Raw genomic sequence first — 16207 nt, 5'->3', positions numbered from 1 at the left:
GCACAGGAGAAGCGCCTGATGGCGATGAACGCCCATGACATCGAAAAGATGATCAAGGACGGTATCCCCGATGCCGAGGTCACCATCCGCGACCTCGCGGGTGACGGCGATCACTACGCGGCGGAAGTCGTGGCCGAAAGCTTTCGCGGCAAGTCGCGCGTCCAGCAGCACCAGATGGTCTACCAGGCGTTGCAAGGCAACATGGGCGGAATCCTCCACGCTCTCGCCCTTCAAACCAGCGCGCCGAAGTAATATGCTGAGGGTATGAGCGGCCCCAACGAGTCCCGTCCCGACAATGTTGCAAGCCACACGCTGGAACTGCTTCGTCGCGTCGACAGGCGGCTCGTCGAATTGGACACACGTTTTGTCCGGATCGTTGATATCCTGTCGCGGCAGCAGACGCGGCTTGAACGGATCGAACGCGATGTCGGCGAGATCAAGTTCGACATGGCGATCATGGAAAACAATATTCTGAACCGAATGACCGACGGCTTGTTCGCATCGAGCAGGATCGGCGACATCGACGATCGTCTTACGGCGCTGGAACAGGCTTCGCGCAACGATCCGTCATCCCATTAAAAAGGACCTGACATGACCGGCATCAACGACTGGATCGACAACGAGGTGAAGACCAACGACATCGTCGTCTTCATGAAAGGCACGCCCGCCTTCCCGCAGTGCGGCTTCTCCGGACAGGTCGTCCAGATCCTCGACTACATGGGCGTCACCTATAAGGGCGTGAACGTCCTGGACTCGGCTGAACTGCGCCAGGGCATCAAAGATTACGGCCAGTGGCCGACCATCCCGCAGGTCTACGTCAAGGGCGAGTTTGTCGGCGGCTCGGACATCCTGCGCGAGATGTTCCAGGCCGGCGAGTTGAAGGATTTCTTCGCCGAGAAGGGCGTCTCGACCACGGTGCCGTCCCCCGCAACGGCTTGATCTCAGGCTCCATTTTCGTTCGACTGGAAAGCCCGCTCACCGAGCGGGCTTTCGCCATTTTGGGCATGTTCATCGAGGAGCATCGGCGCTCGTTGGGTCGACGCGTGTGACCCGCGGTCAGCCAGACACCCTCCGTTACTAAGATCAGCTTGCAAATATCCATAGCGGCGGTATCTAAATTTCATCCGCCGGAAAGGATCTGTCATGTCGAACGCGCCGAGCCGCAGTGCTGCGCTGGGGCTGCCCTATTGGGAGCTCGTCACCATGGTCGCCGCGATGATGGCGCTGAATGCCGCCGCGATCGACATCTTCATCCCCGCGCTGCAGCAGATCGGCAGCGCGCTCGATGTCGCGACCGGCAACCAGCGCCAGTTCGTGATCACCGCCTACGTCATTGGCTTCGGCACCGCGCAGATCGTCTACGGCACCCTGTCCGATCGGTTCGGACGCCGCCCGGTGCTGTTCTTCGGCCTCGCCGTCTACATCCTCGCCTCGTTCACCGCGATCTTCTCGCCAAGCTTCGGCGCACTCCTCGCCTTGCGGGCGCTCCAGGGTGTCGGTGCCGCGGCGACGCGGGTCATCGCGGTCTCGATCGTCCGCGACTGTTTCGGCGGCGCGCGCATGGCGAGCGTCATGTCGCTGGTGATGATGGTGTTCATGGCCGTGCCGGTCGTCGCGCCGAACATTGGCCAGCTCATCATGAACTTCGGCAGTTGGCAGGAGATCTTTCTCGTCACCGGTGTGTTCGGCACCATCGTGCTCGTCTGGACGGCCTTCCGGCTGCCCGAGACACTGCATCCAGAGGACCGCCTGCCGCTGACCCTTCAGCGCACCGCCGGGGCCTTCCGCATCGTCCTCACCAACCGCCGGTCCTTCGGCTACACGTTGGCGACGGCGCTGATCTTCGGCGTGCTCTTCGGCTTCATCAACCAGGCTGAGCAGGTCTATACCGGCATCTACCACCTCGGCCCATCGTTCACGCTCTACTTTTCAATGGTCGCCATCTTCATGGCCTTGGCGTCCTTCACCAATTCCCGGCTTGTCGAGCGTTTTGGCATGCGCCGCCTGTCGCATGGGGCCCTGGTGATCTTCACCGTCCTCAGCATTGCCCAGCTGGCTCTGTCCACCGCGCTTGGCGGGGCCATGCCTTTCGGGCTCTTCCTGCCGATGATGACGCTGACATTCTGCATGTTCGGCTTCATCGGCAGCAACTTCAATGCCCTCGCGCTCGACCCGCTGGGTCATGTCGCGGGGACCGCATCCTCGGTGCTCGGCTTCATGCAGACGCTGGGCGGCGGCCTGCTCGGGGCCTTGATCGGCTATTGCTACAACGGAACGCTGATGCCGCTCTATGCCGGCTTCACCATCCTGTCGCTCGGCTCGATCGCCTGCGTCCTCTACGCCGAGCGCGGGCGCCTTTTCGATCGCCCGCGCGAGGCGCACAGCCAGGTCGGCGAAGCCGCCGGACAGACGCCGGCGGAATAGCTCAGCGCTGCGCGAGCTCGGGATAGACCGTGTCGCGCAACGCCAGCCAGCTGTCGGGATCGGTGGCGCAGAGCAGGCCGCCGTCGACGTGCTCCGGGCGATAAGGCGAGCCATCCAGCCGGCGGACATGGCCGCCGGCCTCCTCGGTGATCAGCGCTCCCGCGAGGTGATCCCACGGCATCAGCTTGTGGTAGAGCGCAAAGTGCAGGTGTCCCGTCCCGACCAGCCGGTACTCATGCCCGGCGCAGCGGAAATTGCCGACGACCTTTACCTCGGCCAGCCGGGTGAGCAGTTCCCGGCGCTCCGCTAGCGGCAGCGACGAACCCGACGCCATCCCGACCATGTCCGCCACCGGAACCGCCGCCGCAATGGTCTGGCGGATCGCCTCGCCATCGGCGCGCTTGAGAAAGGTCCCAGCCCCCTTCTCCGCCATGACAAAATCGTCGCCGAGCGGATCGTAGATGATCCCCGCGACAGTCTCACCCTTCGAAACCACCGCCGCCATGACGGCGAACAGCGGGGCGCCCGAGGCGAAATTGGCAGTGCCGTCGATGGGATCGACGACGATCGAGAGGTCGGCGGTCCCGACGCTCGCCAGCTTACCCTCGTCCGCCGCGACACCTTCCTCGCCGACGAAGTTCGCCTGCGGCCACAGCCGCTTGCATTCGGCCGCAATGAAGCGCTCGGCGGCCTCGTCCGCCTCGGTCACGAGGTCGATGGCCGAGGTCTTCTGCCGGATGTCACCGCTGCCGAGCCGGCGGAAGCGTGGCATGATCTCGGCACTCGCTGCGTTGCGGAGCACGGTGGCGAGCTGGTCGATGTCGATGGGGCTCAAGGCGTCAATCCTGCTGCTGGAGCGTGTTTCGGGCGGAAGCGAATCGCCTCCCGCGCTGGGAAGATCCTACCCGCTGCGGATGTCAGTCCGATGCGCCGGCCATCGGGCGGGTATCGCCGAGACCGGCGAAGTCGAAGAGCTTGGGGTCGAGCAGATGGCTCGGCGCGACATTCGACAGCGCCCGCAGGATCGTGTCCTTGCGGCCGGGGAAGCGCTGCTCCATTTCGGCCAGCATTGCCTTGGTGGCGTTGCGCTGCAGCCCGTCCTGGCTGCCGCAGAGGTCGCATGGGATGATCGGGAAGCCGAGCGCCGCGGTGAACTTGCCGATGTCGTCCTCGGCCGAACGGATCAGCGGGCGCAGCACGGTGATGTCGCCCTCGTCGTTCAGGAGTTTTGCCGGCATCGCCGACATCCGCCCGCCGTGAAAGAGGTTGAGGAAGAAGGTCTCGAGGCAGTCCTCGCGGTGATGTCCGAGCACCAGCGCTTCGCAGCCCTCCTCCCGCGCGATGCGGTAGAGATGGCCGCGCCGAAGACGCGAGCAGAGCGCGCAATAGGTCGCGCCCGCCGGCACCTTCTCCTTCACCACCGAATAGGTATCGCGGTACTCGATCCGGTGCGGAATGCCGTGCGCGGTGAGGAAGTCCGGCAGCACGTGCTTCGGGAAGTTCGGCTGGCCCTGGTCGAGGTTGCAGGCGAGCAGGTCGACCGGCAGCAGCCCCCGCCATTTGAGGTCAGAGAGCAGCGCCAACAGCGCATAGGAATCCTTGCCGCCGGAAATGCCGACCAGCCAGCGGGCGCCCGGCCGCACCATGCCGGCGGTCTCGATCGTCTCCCTGACTTCGCGCAGCAGCCGCTTGCGCAGCTTCTTGAAGCCAACCGAATCGGGGGCTGCGCGCATCAACGGATGGGCGCCGTCACCGGTCACCTCCTCCGGCGCGGCAATGGTCTCGGGCGGAAGGTCGTCGAGCATAGCGGGCTCCTCTGGTGGGCCGAGGCTTACAGGACGGCGGGGTGAAAGACAAAATCAGGGCGGTTCGACCGCCGTCCCGCCAACGAAAAAGGCCGCCCCGGGGGACGGCCTTTTCCAGAAATCGCCGAGGCGAAAATCTTAACGCGAGTAGAATTCGACGACGAGGTTCGGTTCCATCTGCACGGCATAGGGAACGTCGGCAAGGCCCGGAACGCGCTGGTAGGTCGCGACCATCTTCTGGTGATCGGCCTCGATGTAGTCGGGAACGTCGCGCTCGGCGAGCTGCGTCGCCTCGAGGACGATCGCCAGCTGCTTCGACTTCGGACGGATCTCGATCACGTCGCCGGCCTTGCAGAGGTACGAGCCGATGTTGGTGCGCACGCCGTTGACGTTGATGTGGCCGTGGTTGACGAACTGACGGGCCGCGAACACGGTCGCCACGAACTTCGAACGGTAGACGACGGCGTCGAGGCGGCTTTCGAGCAGGCCGATCAGGTTCTCCGAGGTGTCGCCCTTGCGGCGCGCGGCCTCCTCGTAGGTCTTGCGGAACTGCTTCTCGGAGACGTCGCCGTAATAGCCCTTGAGCTTCTGCTTGGCGCGCAGCTGCACGCCGAAGTCGGAGACCTTGCCCTTGCGGCGCTGGCCGTGCTGGCCCGGGCCGTACTGGCGACGGTTGACCGGGGACTTCGGGCGTCCCCAGATGTTCTCGCCCATGCGGCGATCGATTTTGTACTTGGATTCGGCGCGCTTTGTCATCGCATTTCCTTCAAACGAAAAACCCGGGCGGACCATCCGACCGGGCGAGGAAACGCGCCCTCCTCTGCCCGCCGGCGGCGGACTGACAGAACTGCCCTCGCAGCGAAGCGAGGCGGTTCACGGGACACGTTAAAAACCGATCGCACCAAAGGTGCGACCGGTTGAGCTCTGGTTAGTCAGATGAAGGAAATAAGTCAAGCCGAAGCGGCGATTCAGTATTTGCCGATGACGTAGAGCGCGTGGATCACGCCCGGCAGCCAGCCGCAGAGCGTTAGCAGACAGTTGATCCAGAAATGCTTGCCGAGACCGACCTGGGTGAACACCGCGACCGGCGGCAGGAAGATCGCGATGATGATGCGAATGATATCCATGGAGAGTGTGTCCCGGTTTCTCGATGCAGCCCGAACGTTTGCGCAGCGCACACGTTCCGGACCCTGCGCCGTCGCAAACGCCACCATCCCGGCGGCAAGACCGCCAAAAGTCGCCTGTTTCGCTAAAGCGCCAGTCCAAAACCGTGAATCAGCCGCGTGGTCAGGTAGTCCGGAGGGCCGGCGGTGAAGATCGCCCGGTCGAACCCGTCGGGCAGCGCCGACACCGACGCCGGGAGCAGCTTCAACGCCTGGCGGGCGATCGCCTCGGCGGGATCCAGCCAGTCCACCGGCCACGGCGCCAGCTTGCGAAAGACGTTGGCGAGAAACGGGTAGTGCGTGCAGGCGAGCACCACGATATCCGTCCGCTTTCCCTCGCTCTCGAAGAAGCAAGCCTCGATCTCGCCCCTTACCGCGTCGGCCTCCAGGCTGGCGCCCCGCAGATGCGCTTCCGCCATGGCGGCGAGGTTCTTCGAGCCGACCAGCCGGACATGGCATTGCTGGGCGAACTGCGAGATCAGCCCGCGGGTATAGTCGCGCTTGACGGTGCCGGGTGTCGCCAGCACGCTGACGAGGCCCGACCGTGTACGCTCGGCCGCCGGCTTGATCGCCGGCACCGTGCCGACGAACGGAATCTGGAAGCGCGCGCGGAGCGCCGGCAGGACCAGCGTCGAGGCCGTGTTGCAGGCGATCACCGCGAGCTCGGGATCATGCGCCTCGATCAGCACGGCGAAGAGATCGGAGATCCGCTGGATCAGCGCCTCCTCTTCCCAGTCGCCATAGGGGAAGCCCGCATCGTCTGCGACGTAGACGAAGGAGCGATCGGGCATCACCGTGCGCAGTTCGCGCAGCACGGTCAGTCCGCCAATGCCGCTGTCGAACACCAGCACCGGCCGCTGCTTCAGCGCCTTCACCCGCTCCAGCACCTCGGCGAACTGGTTGCTCATCGCGCCCCCTTGGCCATGCGGCGCTCGATATGGCGCAGCATGCCCCGCAGCGTCCGCACTTCCTGCTCGCTGAAACTCGCGCGGGTGAGAATGGTGCGGACCTTCTGCGACATCGCCGCCCGCTTCTCTTCGGGATGGAAGTAGTTGGCCTGATCGAGCGTCGCCTCGAGATGGCCGAGGAAGCGGAAGAGATCCTCCTTCTCCGCCGGCGCGACTTCGGGGGCGGTGAAGCGCGGCCCCTCGACCTGCGTCTGTCCCGGCGCTGTCTGGCCCGAGCGCATCCATTCATAGCTCATCAGCAGAACCGCCTGGGCGATGTTCAGCGAGGCGAAGGCCGGGTCGACCGGGAAGGTGACGATCTCGTCGGCCATGCCGACTTCCTCGTTGTTCAGCCCGAAACGCTCCCGCCCGAACAGGATCCCTGCCCGCTGGCCGGAAGAGATGCGGGCGCGCAGTTCCTGGCCTGCCGAATCCGGTCCGCGCACCGGTTTGAAGCTGTCGCGCGGACGGGCCGTGGTGGCGAAGAGATAAGTCAGATCGGCCACGGCCGCCTCGACGGTCTCGTACACCCGCGCGGCTTCGATCACGTGCACCGCGCCGGAGGCCGCCGCGCTCGCGCGCTCGTTCGGCCAGCCGTCGCGCGGCGCGACGAGACGCAGGTCGCGAAGGCCGAAATTCGCCATCGCCCGCGCCACCATGCCGATGTTCTCGCCGAGCTGCGGCTCGACCAGCACGATCGCCGGCGATGCTGCCAGTTCCTCGCCGGCAGCCATCAGCCGTTCCCTGCGGTTTGTTCCTGCCACGTGTCTCTCCTGTGTCGCCCGCTGATACCCCGCCATGCACCGCCGGCCAAGGGGAGCGCGAACAGATGCTTGGAGACATCGGCGGATTCACCATGGCAGCGCGGTGATTCAGAGCGTGAAGCCGTCGACCGCCTCGAAGGCCTCCCGCCGAACGCCCTCGGGATCGGCTTCCACCCGGTCGGCCGTGTCGAAGATCTTCGTCTCCCGGCGCTCCACCGTATAGGCCGGCCATTCGGCGCCCGGCGCGCCATCCCGGACGAAAGCCAGCCAGCGGTCGCGCATCCGTTCCGCCAGCGCGTAGCGGCGGTGATCCGGGAGCATGCCGAGATAGATCCAGCGAAACGGCTTCAGGAAATCCACGAACAGCAGCGGCAAGTCGACCGAATGGGTTGCGCCGAGCTTCGACAAAAGGCCCTTCGCCCGCCAGTCCAGCCGGTAGGCGAAGGTCGGCGCCCGAGCCGCCTGAGCCTCTGCAAGGTGCACCGAGGGAATGCGGAACATGATGTCGGTGCCGAAGGCGATGCGCCCGTCCCGCGTGTCGGGATAGAGCGCCTTGACGATATCGGCACGCTCCCGCCCGGCATCCACCGCCACTGCGGCGGCCAGCGCCGCATGGTCCGCCCGTACCGGGAAGATCGGCAGGTCGGTGAAGAAGGAGAACTCGTCGCGGTTGGTGCCGATCAGCAGCGGCACCGGTTGCATTGCCCCGTAGAGCTCGGACAGCGGCAGAGCCGGCACCAGCGTGCCGTCTACATAGGGCCGCGACAGGATGCCGGAATGGCGCCCGCGCAGCTTCGCCGCCACCGTGCCGAAGGCATCGGGCGGCAACGACAACAGACGGTCCGGATCGCCTCGGACGCCGAGCGCATCAAGAACGTCGTCTGCCACCCTCACCGCCGCCTCGCGGGGATAGAAGAGGTTGAGCCCGCCGGACTGCAGGATGGCGCGGTGGTAGAGCGGCCAGGACGGCCGGTGCACGAGATGGAAGGCCGCCGATACCGCGCCCGCCGATTCGCCGGCGATGGTCACCTGGTCCGGATCGCCGCCGAAAGCCGCGATGTTGTCGCGCACCCATTCCAGCGCCAGAACCTGGTCCTGCAGACCGGCATTGGCGGTGAACCGCTGATCGCCCGCAAACAGCTCGCCGAAAGCGTTGAAACCGATGAGGCCAAGCCGGTAGTTCAGCGTGACCACCACCACGTCGCCGCGCCGCGCCAGCTCGTCGCCCGGATATTGCGCTCCGGCCCCGATGACGAAGCCGCCGCCGTGCAGGAAGACCATCACCGGCCGCTGCCCGGAAGTGCCGGGCGTCCAGACGTTGAGGTTCAGGCAGTCCTCGTCGAACCGGCTGAGGGTCCCGGCGATCCTGGCCAGCGCCTCCGGCAGCATCCGCTTCTGCGGCGCCGCAGGTCCATAAGCGAGTGCGTCGAGCCGACCTTCAAACCGCGCCTTCCGCTGTGGGGAGGCAAACCGCTTGTCCCCGGTCGGCGCCTCAGCATAGGGAATGCCAAGGCACGCAAGCACGCCGCCGGTGCGGCGGCCCCGGATGGCACCGCAAGGCGCCTGGACGGTTTCAAGCATGGCGCTGGCTTCCCCGGATAGGTTTCTCTCTGGCTGGAATGCGGCAGCGTCCCCGACGTTGCGCGATCGCCCCTTGCCAAGCAGCGGGCGCTTTGCCTCGGCGGATGGCGATGGTATAGGCCGGCCACGCCCGCGAGGGGACTCCCACCCCTCGGACCCGAGACGGCCATGTGGCCCGATCCTGAAACCCAAGGAAATATTCGATGGCGAAGATCAAGGTAGCCAACCCGGTCGTGGAACTCGACGGCGACGAGATGACCCGGATCATCTGGCAGTTCATCAAGGACAAGCTGATCCACCCCTATCTCGACATTGACCTCGAATATTACGATCTCGGCATCGAGAACCGCGACGCGACCTCCGACCAAGTGACCATCGACGCCGCCCACGCCATCCAGAAGCATGGCGTCGGCGTGAAGTGCGCCACCATCACCCCCGACGAGGAGCGGGTGAAGGAATTCTCGCTGAAGAAGATGTGGAAGTCGCCGAACGGCACCATTCGCAACATCCTCGGTGGCGTCATCTTCCGCGAGCCGATCATCGCCAAGAACGTGCCCCGCCTCGTGCCCGGCTGGACGAAGCCGGTCATCGTCGGCCGCCACGCCTTCGGCGACCAGTACAAGGCAACCGACTTCAAGTTCCCCGGCAAGGGCAAGCTGTCGATCAAGTTCGTCGGCGAGGACGGCCAGACGATCGAGCACGAGGTGTTCGACGCGCCGAGCGCCGGCGTCGCCATGGCGATGTACAATCTCGATGATTCCATCCGCGACTTCGCGCGGGCGTCTCTGACCTATGGCCTGCAGCGCGGCTACCCGGTCTATCTCTCGACCAAGAACACCATCCTCAAGGTCTATGACGGCCGCTTCAAGGACATCTTCGAGGAGGTCTACAAGGCCGAGTTCGAGGCGAAGTTCAAGGAAGCCAAGATCACCTACGAGCACCGGCTGATCGACGACATGGTGGCGTCCAACCTCAAATGGTCGGGCGGCTACGTCTGGGCCTGTAAGAACTACGACGGCGACGTGCAATCCGACACCGTGGCCCAGGGCTTCGGCTCGCTCGGCCTCATGACCTCGGTGCTGCTCACCCCGGACGGCATGACCGTCGAGGCCGAGGCGGCGCACGGTACCGTGACCCGCCACTACCGCCAGCACCAGCGCGGCGAGGAAACCTCGACCAACCCGATCGCCTCGATCTTTGCTTGGACCCAAGGCTTGAAGCACCGCGCCAAGCTCGACGACAACGCCGAGCTGAAGCGCTTCTCCGAGACGCTGGAGAAGGTCTGCGTCGACACCGTCGAAAGCGGCTTCATGACCAAGGATCTCGCGCTCCTGATCGGCCCCGACCAGCCGTGGCTGTCGACCACCGGCTTCCTCGACAAGATCGACGCGAACCTCAAGACAGCCATGGCCTGAGGCTTCGTCTCGCCTCACCAGAATGAACAAAGCCCGGCAGCGATGCCGGGCTTTGTCTTTTTAGGCTTTGTGAAGATGGACACGCTGGGGAGGACTGGCCAATCGACCGAGGCAGCCGATCCAGCGAAGGTCCGGCCGCTTCTCTGGCCAGTCGGTCGCGCGTTCAACCGTAGTTGCTGGACTCCATCTGCGTATCCAGGTTGGCGCCGTCGCCCTTGTAGTCATCGTGCTTGACGTCGTCGAAGCCCTCTTCCGGAAGATGACCCTCCCGCAGCCAGAACTCGTATTCTTCCTTGCGGTAGGCGAGGATTCCCTCGCCCTCGGGCGCGTCGCGCTGGCCGTACTGCTCCATGTATTCGTTGAGGAACTCGTAGGCCTTCAGCCCGTCCCCTTTCAGCATGCCGTCCTTGTCGAGCTGGGTGAACAGGTCGAGCATGTCCTTCTGGTAGCCGGTGATCTTGTCGGTATTCTTGATGTCGTTGATGATGTCCGGGATCAGCGTGGCCACCGTCAGGATTGCCGAAATTACGAAGGCCGGCCCGGCGACGGCCTTCAGGAAGCCGAGACCCTTCGACAGGCCGGCGAAAGAGGCCAGCCCCCCGGCCGTGCCGAACGTTCCGGACGCCAGCTGCAGGGCGCCCTTGGCGATCGCGTTGTTGTCGTTGCTGTCGACGCCCTTTTTGATGGTCAGGCCACCGATGACCGCGTCGGCAACGCCGGTGAACGTGTCGGCGCCGGCACTGAGGATCAGCAGCGCGCCGGAAACGCCCTTCTGCCACGTTGGCGCATCGACGCCGGGCCGGGCGATGAAGCCCTTCTCCATGCCCTTCTTCACGGCATCGCTGTCGGCCTGATTAAGGCCGACTTCCTCGAAGCGCTTCTGGTAGAACTCCTCCTTCTTGGAACCGGAAATCACCTCTTCCAGATGCGCGTTGAACTCCCTGCCGATATCGTCGGTGAAGGTCATGCCTCCCCCCGTCGTGCCGGACGGCTTGCGCACGAGATCGTCGAGCGTGCTGCCGAGGCCGAGCAGCGGCTTCTTGGCATCCTTCTTCAGCTTGTTGCGATCCTCCTCCGACATGGTCGGGTTGTCGGCGTCGATCTTCTTGTTGAACTCGATAATTGATTTGTTTTCTTTGCCGATGATGTCGTTCGCCAGATCGGCGAAGTGCTTGCCGGCACCGATGAAGCCGACGAAGTCCTTCGCGACCGAGAGCCGCTCCTCGGTGGTGTCGCCGATCTTCCCGCCCTTGCTGGCGATCTGGTAAATGCCCGAGACCAAGGAAATCGTGCCGCCCAGCGAGCCGATGATGCCTTCCTTGGTCAGCGTCTGGAACGTCTTCAGCGCGCTACCGTCAGGCATCTCGGCCAGCGAGGTGTACTTGCCGCTGCCCAGGAGCTTGTCGAGATCCTTCTGCGTCACTTCCCCCTTGTCGGAGAAGATGGCGCCGAGCTCCTGCATCGCCTTGCCGAATTCCTTGGCGGTCTTCTTGTCGCCGATCATCTCCTGGATGAACTTCTCGCACTCGGCGAGACGGCGGCCGATGTCGAGGCCGGCCTTCTTCATCAGCGTCAGGATCGTCTTGCCGATGTCCTGCGTCGCCAGCGTCAGGTTCTCGTCATTGATCTTGCTGGTGTCACCGACGAGATCGTTGAGCTCCATCGTCAGGGAGTCCATCTGGGCGTTCTGGGCGAACTGGTCGGCCTTGGCAGGGTCGATCGAGACGAGCGCCTCGTAGGTCGCGGCGATGTCATCCTCGGCCACCTGGTCCTTGCCGTCATCCTTCAACGCCTTCAAATAGGTCATGTATTCGGCGCTGAAGGCCATCTCCTCCAGCTTCTTGAAGGCCGCATCGCCGCCGTCGACCTTACCGAGCACTTCTTTGCGCGCGGCGACGAGGTCTTCCGAGACCGCCTTCGAGGCCAGGAGGTCCGGCACGGCGGCCTCAAGCTTGTCCTTATCGAGGATGTTCTCGTAATCCTTGCCGAGCGCCTGCTGGACGTTCCAGCCGCTGCTGATGTCCAGCACGGCCATGTTGGTGCCGTCTTCGGCGATCGCCTGTGCCTGCAAGGTGCGGTAGAGCTTGGCGCGATCGTCGTCGGGCTTGATGTCGCCCTTGTCGATTCCCTCCTTCCACTTGGCGATGGTGTTCTTCCAGGCGAGGTCGTTGACCGACAGCGGGTTGCCCTTGTCGTCCTTCTCGCTGGTCTTCAAACCGCCGATGTTGAGCTCCGAGGCCGAAGGCAACGCCCCCTCCTTGCGGGCATCGTCCACGGCGGTTGATCGGCTGCCCTCGGTGAACTCGTCGTATTTGGTGCTGGCGCTGGCAAACAGCTCCGGCGTTGTGTCGGCGGAAATCTGCCGCTTGTCGCCATTGGCGAGCTGGAGTTCGATCAACCCGGTGGTCTCGTCCGGAGGCCCAATGACCGACTTGCCGAGATCCTCCTTCGAGATCGCCTTCTCGTCGGTCACGAGCTCATAGCCCTTCGCCTGCGAATCGTAGCGGGCTGCAGCTTTGTCGAACATGTCCGGGGTCAGTTCGCGGGTGATGTCGACCGTCGTGCCGTCCTTCATCAAGGCGGTGATGACCGTCGGCTGGCCATCGCTTTTCAGCTCGGCAAGACTCTTGATGTCGCCCAGCTTGATCGTGTCGTCGCCGCTCAGGATCTTCACGGCCTCGTCCTCGACGCCGAGATAGGTCCGGGTGCCTTCCGGCATCTTGGAGACGCTTTCGATGTAGTCGAAGAGGCCAGGATTGTCCTCGCGCCGGACGACCGTGATCTCGCCGCCCTCGCTGGTCTTGAAGGCCAGCGACTCGCCTGTCGCCCCCTCCTTGTCCTTGGCATCCTGTGGCACGTCGACGATCCGGATGTCGCGCACCGGCGGCCAGACCTCGTTATTGGTCGCCATGCGGTAGGCGGGCGGCGCCTCCGGCGCGTTGGACTTCGAGCTCAGAACGGACCGCTCAAAGAGGGCCTCTATGCCGCTGTCGGTCACTGGCAGGCGTGAACCTTCTACTCGCATGACGCTATCTTCCACTTGACCCCGGATCAGGACGGCGTAGCGCCCCGTGGCGAACAGCAACGAGCTTTCTCAACGCTTGATTGCAGCGAAAGAGCACCGATGCCGACTGGGAGATTAGTTAGCGCGCATTACGATCGCATGACGTTTCCGTGATCGGTACGGTAGCGGCTGTCAGGAGACATCCGGCCAACCGTGGCGAACCGTGGTCCGGGGATGGTGTTCTCACATCCTCCTTGCAGACAGCCAAAAAATCCCGCGACGGGCGGATGTGCCCGTCGCGGGATGCTTCAACTCCGGAAAATTAGACGGTCCAGCTTGCGTCCAGAGGGGCCATGAGCGCTTTAAGCGGCCAGTCCGGCCTCGACAGCAGCGACCGCCGCCTCAGCCTTGTCGGCGTCCGGGCCGCCCGCCTGGGCCATGTCGGGCCGGCCGCCGCCACCCTTGCCGCCGATCGCCTCGGCGGCGAGGCGCACGAGGGCGACCGCGTCAATGCGTCCGGTAAGATCTGCGGTGACGCCCACGACGACACTAGCCTTGCCATCGGCGACCGCGACGAACACAACGACGCCGGAACCGAGCCCGGCCTTCGCCTCGTCGACGAGGCCCTTCAGGTCCTTGGCCGAGACCCCATCGAGCACCCGGCCGAGGAAGCTGACGCCGCCAACATCCTTTGCCGCCGAGCCACCGGCGACGCCGGCGCTGCCGTCACCGGCCAGCGCCAGACGCTTCTTGTTCTCGGCGAGCTCACGCTCCAGCCGCTTGCGTTCGTCGACCAGTGCATCCAGCCGGTCCGCGACGTCGGCAGGCGCCGCCCGCAGCGCCGCAGCCATGCGCTTCACCCGGGCATCCTGCTCCAGGAGATAAGAGCGCGCGGCAGCGCCGGTCAGCGCCTCGATGCGGCGAACGCCAGCGCCGACGGCAGTTTCCGCCACCACGTGGACGAGCCCGATATCACCGGTCGCGGTGACATGGGTGCCGCCGCAAAGCTCCAGCGAGTACGGCTTGCCGGCCTTCTCGCCCTCCTCGGCAATGCCCATCGACACCACCCGCACCTCGTCGCCGTACTTCTCGCCGAACAGCGCCATGGCGCCCTCGGCGACGGCGTCATCCACCGCCATCAGCCGGGTCGAAACCGCGGCGTTCTGCAGCACGATCTGGTTCGCCAGACGCTCGACCTCGGCGACTTCCGTCGGCGCCAGGGGCTTGGGATGCGAGAAGTCGAAGCGCAAGCGCTCGGCCGAAACCATCGAGCCCTTCTGCGCCACATGCGTGCCGAGGACCTCGCGCAGGCCTTCGTGCAGGAGATGCGTCGCCGAGTGGTTCGCGCGGATCTTGGTGCGGCGGGCGTGGTCCACCACGAGCTCAAGCGCCGCCCCGGTTTTCAGCGTCCCCGTCGCGACGCGCCCGCGGTGCACGAAGAGGCCGCCCGCCAGCTTCTGCGTGTTGGTGATCTCGATGCTGACGCCCTCGCCGCGCATGACGCCGGTATCGCCCAGCTGGCCGCCGGACTCGGCGTAGAACGGCGTCTGGTTGACGACGATCGACACATCCGTGCCCGCCGCCGCCGATGCAACTTCCGCACCGTCAGCGACGATCGCCTGAGCGACACCTTCCGCCTGCTCGGTATCGTAGCCAAGAAACTCGGTCGGACCGACGCGGTCGCGGACGCCGAACCAGACCGTCTCCGACGCGGTCTCGCCCGAACCGGCCCAGCTGGCGCGAGCTTCGGCCTTCTGGCGGTCCATCGCGGTCTTGAACGCGTCGACGTCGACGTCGATGCCGCGCTGGCGCAGCGCGTCCTGCGTCAGGTCCAGCGGGAAGCCGTAGGTGTCGTAGAGCTTGAACGCGGTCTCGCCCGATAGCCGGCCACCACTTTCAAGGCCCTCGGTCGCCTCGGTCAGCAGCGACAGACCGCGGTCGAGCGTCTGCAGGAAGCGCTTCTCCTCCAGCTGGAAGGTCTCGGCGGTCAGCGCCTCGGCACGGACGAGCTCGGGATAGGCGCGGCCCATCTCGGCGACGAGCACCGGCAGCAGCTTGTAGAGGATGGGATCGCGCGCACCGAGCATCTTCGCGTGGCGCATGGCGCGGCGCATGATCCGGCGCAGCACGTAGCCGCGGCCCTCGTTCGACGGCAGCACGCCGTCGGCGATGAGGAAGGCGGACGAGCGCAGGTGATCGGCGATCACCCGGTGGCTGGCGCGGTTGTCGCCCGTCGCCGGGACGCCCGTCAGCTCCTCGGACGCGCGGATCAGCGCCTTGAAGAGGTCGATGTCGTAATTGTCGTGGACGCCCTGCAGCACGGCGGCGACGCGCTCGAGCCCCATGCCGGTGTCGATCGACGGACGCGGCAGCGCCACCCGCTCGCTCGGCGAAATCTGCTCGAACTGCATGAAGACGAGGTTCCAGATCTCGATGAACCGGTCGCCGTCCTCGTCCGCGCTGCCGGGCGGGCCGCCCCAGATGTGGTCGCCATGGTCGTAAAAGATTTCCGAGCAAGGACCGCAAGGGCCGGTCTCACCCATCGACCAGAAATTGTCGGAGGTCGCAATGCGGATGATGCGGTCGTCGGAGAGCCCGGCAATCCGCTTCCAGAGCGAGGCCGCCTCCTCGTCATCGTGGTAGACGGTGACGAGCAGCTTGTCCTTGGCGAGCGCGAACTCCTTGGTCAGCAGCGTCCAGGCGAACTCGATCGCGTTCTCCTTGAAATAGTCGCCGAAGGAGAAGTTGCCGAGCATCTCGAAGAAGGTGTGGTGGCGCGCGGTGTAGCCGACATTGTCGAGGTCGTTGTGCTTGCCGCCGGCGCGCACGCATTTCTGCGAGGTGGTCGCGCGGCTGTAGGGGCGCTGCTCGACGCCGGTAAAGACGTTCTTGAACTGCACCATGCCGGCATTGGTGAACATCAAGGTCGGGTCATTGCGCGGCACCAGCGGCGATGACGCGACCTTCTCGTGGCCATTCCTTGCGAAATAGTCGAGGAACGCCGACCGGATTTCGTTCACGCCGCTCATGGAAACCTTCAATGCCTCAGCGCATCGGACGAGCCGGGTGCTGACCGGTCGGTCTTTCAGCGAGTTTCACGGTAC

At 65.0% G+C, this 16207-nt stretch carries 14 protein-coding genes; 5 read left to right on the top strand and 9 right to left on the bottom strand.

What is annotated here, in order from left to right; translation table 11 throughout:
* Nucleotides 1-18: 18 nt before the first annotated feature.
* From ACZLZY_RS18525 to ACZLZY_RS18510, 4 genes are all read left to right on the top strand, one after another.
* Nucleotides 19-252 (top strand): BolA/IbaG family iron-sulfur metabolism protein, encoded by a 234-nt coding sequence (locus ACZLZY_RS18525; RefSeq protein WP_056501737.1) that lies wholly within the window; start codon nucleotides 19-21, stop codon nucleotides 250-252.
* 12 nt (nucleotides 253-264) lie between these two features.
* Nucleotides 265-579: a hypothetical protein gene (locus ACZLZY_RS18520; protein ID WP_472935041.1), complete on the top strand. Its 315-nt coding sequence runs from the start codon at nucleotides 265-267 to the stop codon at nucleotides 577-579.
* A gap of 12 nt (nucleotides 580-591) precedes the next feature.
* Nucleotides 592-939 carry a Grx4 family monothiol glutaredoxin gene (grxD, locus tag ACZLZY_RS18515; protein ID WP_472935040.1) on the top strand — a complete coding sequence of 116 codons (348 nt, stop codon included), beginning with the start codon at nucleotides 592-594 and terminating at the stop codon, nucleotides 937-939.
* A 204-nt stretch (nucleotides 940-1143) separates the two neighbouring features.
* On the top strand, nucleotides 1144-2424 hold the full coding sequence (locus ACZLZY_RS18510) for a multidrug effflux MFS transporter (RefSeq protein WP_472935039.1): 1281 nt from the start codon (nucleotides 1144-1146) through the stop codon (nucleotides 2422-2424).
* A gap of 1 nt (nucleotide 2425) precedes the next feature.
* Here ACZLZY_RS18510 and ACZLZY_RS18505 read toward each other — a convergent pair whose 3' ends face one another.
* The 7 genes from ACZLZY_RS18505 to ACZLZY_RS18475 all read right to left on the bottom strand — a co-directional run bounded on the left by ACZLZY_RS18505 (nucleotide 2426) and on the right by ACZLZY_RS18475 (nucleotide 8684).
* Complete coding sequence (locus ACZLZY_RS18505) at nucleotides 2426-3259, bottom strand: inositol monophosphatase family protein (RefSeq protein WP_472935038.1); 834 nt, start codon at nucleotides 3257-3259, stop codon at nucleotides 2426-2428.
* An 82-nt stretch (nucleotides 3260-3341) separates the two neighbouring features.
* Nucleotides 3342-4229, bottom strand: a complete 888-nt coding sequence (gene ttcA, locus ACZLZY_RS18500) for a tRNA 2-thiocytidine(32) synthetase TtcA (protein ID WP_472935037.1) — start codon at nucleotides 4227-4229, stop codon at nucleotides 3342-3344.
* A gap of 138 nt (nucleotides 4230-4367) precedes the next feature.
* Nucleotides 4368-4985 carry a 30S ribosomal protein S4 gene (gene rpsD, locus ACZLZY_RS18495; RefSeq protein WP_472935036.1) on the bottom strand — a complete coding sequence of 206 codons (618 nt, stop codon included), beginning with the start codon at nucleotides 4983-4985 and terminating at the stop codon, nucleotides 4368-4370.
* A 212-nt stretch (nucleotides 4986-5197) separates the two neighbouring features.
* A complete protein-coding gene (locus ACZLZY_RS18490) occupies nucleotides 5198-5356 on the bottom strand; it encodes a YqaE/Pmp3 family membrane protein (protein WP_472935035.1) in 159 nt (52 codons plus the stop codon).
* A 122-nt stretch (nucleotides 5357-5478) separates the two neighbouring features.
* On the bottom strand, nucleotides 5479-6300 hold the full coding sequence (gene murI, locus ACZLZY_RS18485; protein ID WP_472935034.1) for a glutamate racemase: 822 nt from the start codon (nucleotides 6298-6300) through the stop codon (nucleotides 5479-5481).
* Nucleotides 6297-7103, bottom strand: coding sequence for an RNA methyltransferase (locus ACZLZY_RS18480; RefSeq protein WP_472935033.1), 807 nt, complete (start codon nucleotides 7101-7103; stop codon nucleotides 6297-6299). Before ACZLZY_RS18480 ends, murI begins: the two co-directional genes overlap by 4 nt.
* 108 nt (nucleotides 7104-7211) lie before the next feature.
* Nucleotides 7212-8684 (bottom strand): carboxylesterase/lipase family protein, encoded by a 1473-nt coding sequence (locus ACZLZY_RS18475; RefSeq protein ID WP_472935032.1) that lies wholly within the window; start codon nucleotides 8682-8684, stop codon nucleotides 7212-7214.
* A 203-nt stretch (nucleotides 8685-8887) separates the two neighbouring features.
* Here ACZLZY_RS18475 and ACZLZY_RS18470 point away from each other — a divergent pair, with 203 nt between their 5' ends.
* Nucleotides 8888-10099, top strand: coding sequence for an NADP-dependent isocitrate dehydrogenase (locus tag ACZLZY_RS18470; RefSeq protein WP_472935031.1), 1212 nt, complete (start codon nucleotides 8888-8890; stop codon nucleotides 10097-10099).
* A 163-nt stretch (nucleotides 10100-10262) separates the two neighbouring features.
* Here the strand turns inward: ACZLZY_RS18470 and ACZLZY_RS18465 are convergent, their stop codons facing one another.
* On the bottom strand, nucleotides 10263-13124 hold the full coding sequence (locus ACZLZY_RS18465; protein ID WP_472935030.1) for a hypothetical protein: 2862 nt from the start codon (nucleotides 13122-13124) through the stop codon (nucleotides 10263-10265).
* 341 nt (nucleotides 13125-13465) lie between these two features.
* Nucleotides 13466-16132 (bottom strand): alanine--tRNA ligase, encoded by a 2667-nt coding sequence (alaS, locus tag ACZLZY_RS18460; protein WP_472935029.1) that lies wholly within the window; start codon nucleotides 16130-16132, stop codon nucleotides 13466-13468.
* Nucleotides 16133-16207: the final 75 nt, after the last annotated feature.

The organism is Mesocryomonas lacus (assembly GCF_055730135.2).
This window is presented reverse-complemented; position numbering and strand designations above follow the sequence as displayed.